Here is an 848-nt window from a genome sequence, read left to right on the forward strand (position 1 = left end):
CGAGGGACGGCCGCCGTCCCTGAAACCTTCCGACCAGGAGCCCTCTGTCATGCCACTCGATTCCTACGTCACGCTCGGCCGCTCGGGACTGCGAGTCAGCCCTTTCACACTCGGCACGATGACCTTCGGTGAGGATCACGGTTGGGGGAGCAGCCCGGAGGAGTCCAAAGACATCCTCGCGGCCTACCTGGATCGGGGTGGCAACTCGATCGACACGGCCAACATTTACACAAACGGTCACTCCGAGAAAATCATCGGAGACTACTTCGCCGGCCAGCCCATGCGGCGTGATCGGGTCGTGATTGGCACGAAGTTCTTCGGCAACCTGTACGAGGACGACCCCAACGGCGGTGGACCCAGCCGCAAGGCGATCGTGCAACAGCTGGAGAACACGCTGCGGCGTCTGCGGACCGACTACGTCGACATCTACTGGTTGCACAATTTCGACCCGTCCACACCCGTCGAGGAGACCCTCCGCGCGCTGGATGACCTGGTCAGCGACGGCAAGGTCCGCTACGTCGGGTTCTCCGACGTGCCGGCGTGGGCGACGGCCGAGGCAGCCACCATCGCGCGCTTCCGCGGATGGGCTCCGATCATCGCACTGCAGTTGGAGTACTCCCTGCTCGAGCGAACCTCGGAAGGGGAGCTGATCCCCATGGCTCAGGCCATGGGCATGGGAGTGATGCCATGGGGGCCGCTGAAGAGCGGGTTTTTGTCGGGCAAGTACTCCAGCGCCACCAACGGCCCGGTCGACACCACGCGCACCCAGCTGGTCGGCGCCCCGAGCGAGGCCGACTATGCCGTGATCGACGCACTCAACGCCGTCGCCGGCGAGGTGGGCGTCAGCC

General features: G+C 65.1%; 1 protein-coding gene. It reads left to right on the forward strand.

Features of this window, described 5'->3' with window-relative positions:
• Positions 1-49: 49 nt before the first annotated feature.
• The coding region (locus BZY54_RS48420) for an aldo/keto reductase (protein ID WP_086731579.1) at positions 50-848 on the forward strand (799 nt) is incomplete at its 3' end.

This window comes from Streptomyces carpinensis, from assembly GCF_002154505.1.
GTDB classification, from domain to species: Bacteria; Actinomycetota; Actinomycetes; order Streptomycetales; family Streptomycetaceae; genus Streptomyces; species Streptomyces carpinensis.